1 rRNA gene is annotated in these 2,500 nt (G+C 51.0%); it reads left to right on the top strand.

From position 1 onward, the window contains the following. Positions 1-10 precede the first annotated feature (10 nt). A 23S ribosomal RNA gene (locus tag A3762_RS05245) occupies positions 11-2,500 on the top strand; the annotation flags it as partial.

The following is a 2,500-nucleotide window of genomic DNA, read 5'->3' as shown; positions in this document are numbered from 1 at the left end:
TGGGTTATATAGTCAAGCGACTAAGCGCATACGGTGGATGCCTTGGCAGTCAGAGGCGATGAAGGACGTAGAAACCTGCGATAAGCGTTGGGGAGCTGGTAAACGAGCTTTGATCCAACGATTTCCGAATGGGGAAACCCAACCGTCATAAGGCGGTTATCTTGCATTGAATACATAGGTGTAAGAAGCGAACCCGGAGAACTGAAACATCTAAGTACCCGGAGGAAAAGAAATCAACCGAGATTCCCTTAGTAGCGGCGAGCGAACGGGGAACAGCCGATAATTAAAGTTGTAGTGGAACACTCTGGAAAGTGTGGCGATAGAGGGTGATAGCCCCGTACACGAAGCAGCTTTAGTTACATATTAAGTAGGACGGGACACGTGTTATCTTGTCTGAAGATGGGGGGACCATCCTCCAAGGCTAAATACTCCTGACTGACCGATAGTGAACCAGTACCGTGAGGGAAAGGCGAAAAGAACCCCTGTGAGGGGAGTGAAATAGATCCTGAAACCGTATGCGTACAAGCAGTGGGAGCAGACTTGTTCTGTGACTGCGTACCTTTTGTATAATGGGTCAGCGACTTAATTTTAGTAGCAAGGTTAACCGTATAGGGGAGCCGTAGGGAAACCGAGTCTTAATAGGGCGCACAGTTGCTAGGATTAGACCCGAAACCGAGTGATCTATCCATGAGCAGGTTGAAGGTTAGGTAACACTGACTGGAGGACCGAACCCACTGTCGTTGAAAAGCCAGGGGATGACTTGTGGATAGGAGTGAAAGGCTAATCAAACTCGGAGATAGCTGGTTCTCCTCGAAAGCTATTTAGGTAGCGCCTCGTGTATCACCCTAGGGGGTAGAGCACTGTTTGGGCTAGGGGGTCATCCCGACTTACCAACCCCATGCAAACTCCGAATACCTAGGAGTGCGAGCACGGGAGACACACGGCGGGTGCTAACGTCCGTCGTGGAGAGGGCAACAACCCAGACCGCCAGCTAAGGTCCCAAATTCATAGTTAAGTGGGAAACGATGTGGGAAGGCTTAGACAGCTAGGAGGTTGGCTTAGAAGCAGCCACCCTTTAAAGAAAGCGTAATAGCTCACTAGTCGAGTCGGCCTGCGCGGAAGATTTAACGGGGCTCAAACTATGAACCGAAGCTGCGGATATAGATTTATCTATATGGTAGAGGAGCGTTCTGTACGCTGTTGAAGGTGAATCGAGAGGTTTGCTGGAGGTATCAGAAGTGCGAATGCTGACATGAGTAACGATAAGGGGGGTGAAAAACCTCCCCGCCGGAAGACCAAGGGTTCCTGCGCAACGCTAATCGGCGCAGGGTGAGTCGGCCCCTAAGGCGAGGCTGAGAAGCGTAGTCGATGGGAAACAGGTTAATATTCCTGTACTTCTTTATATTGCGATGGAGAGACGGAGAAAGCTAGGCCAGCATGGCGATGGTTGTCCATGTTTAAGGTTGTAGGCTGGGGACTTAGGCAAATCCGGGTCCCTAAGGCTGAGAACTGATGACGAGATCCTACGGGATTGAAGTGGTTGATGCTCTGCTTCCAGGAAAAACTTCTAAGCTTCAGATATAAAGGAACCGTACCCCAAACCGACACAGGTGGTCAGGTAGAGAATACCAAGGCGCTTGAGAGAACTCGGGTGAAGGAACTAGGCAAAATGGTACCGTAACTTCGGGAGAAGGTACGCTGCTGCCGGTGACGGGACTTGCTCCCTAAGCTAGCGGCAGTCGAAGATACCAGTTAGCTGCGACTGTTTATTAAAAACACAGCACTCTGCAAACTCGAAAGAGGACGTATAGGGTGTGACACCTGCCCGGTGCCGGAAGGTTAATTGATGGGGTTAGCGTATGCGAAGCTCTTGATCGAAGCCCCGGTAAACGGCGGCCGTAACTATAACGGTCCTAAGGTAGCGAAATTCCTTGTCGGGTAAGTTCCGACCTGCACGAATGGTGTAACGATGGCTAAGCTGTCTCCACCCGAGACTCAGTGAAATTGAAATCGCTGTTAAGATGCAGCGTATCCGCGGCTAGACGGAAAGACCCCGTGAACCTTTACTACAGCTTCACAGTGAACTTTGAGCCTATTTGTGTAGGATAGGTGGGAGGCTTTGAAACATGCACGCCAGTGTGTGTGGAGCCATCCTTGAAATACCACCCTGGTATGTTTGAGGTTCTAACTCTGGTCCCTTATCGGGATCGAGGACACTGTGTGGTGGGTAGTTTGACTGGGGCGGTCTCCTCCCAAAGAGTAACGGAGGAGCACGAAGGTGCGCTAAGCATGGTCGGACATCATGCGGTTAGTGTAATGGCATAAGCGCGCTTAACTGCGAGACAGACACGTCGAGCAGGTACGAAAGTAGGTCATAGTGATCCGGTGGTTCTGTATGGAAGGGCCATCGCTCAACGGATAAAAGGTACTCCGGGGATAACAGGCTGATACCGCCCAAGAGTTCACATCGACGGCGGTGTTTGGCACCTCGATGTCGGCT

This window comes from Oleiphilus sp. HI0125 (assembly GCF_001635355.1).
The sequence above is the reverse complement of the archived record's forward strand: the minus strand, read 5'-3'. Positions and strand labels throughout refer to the sequence as shown.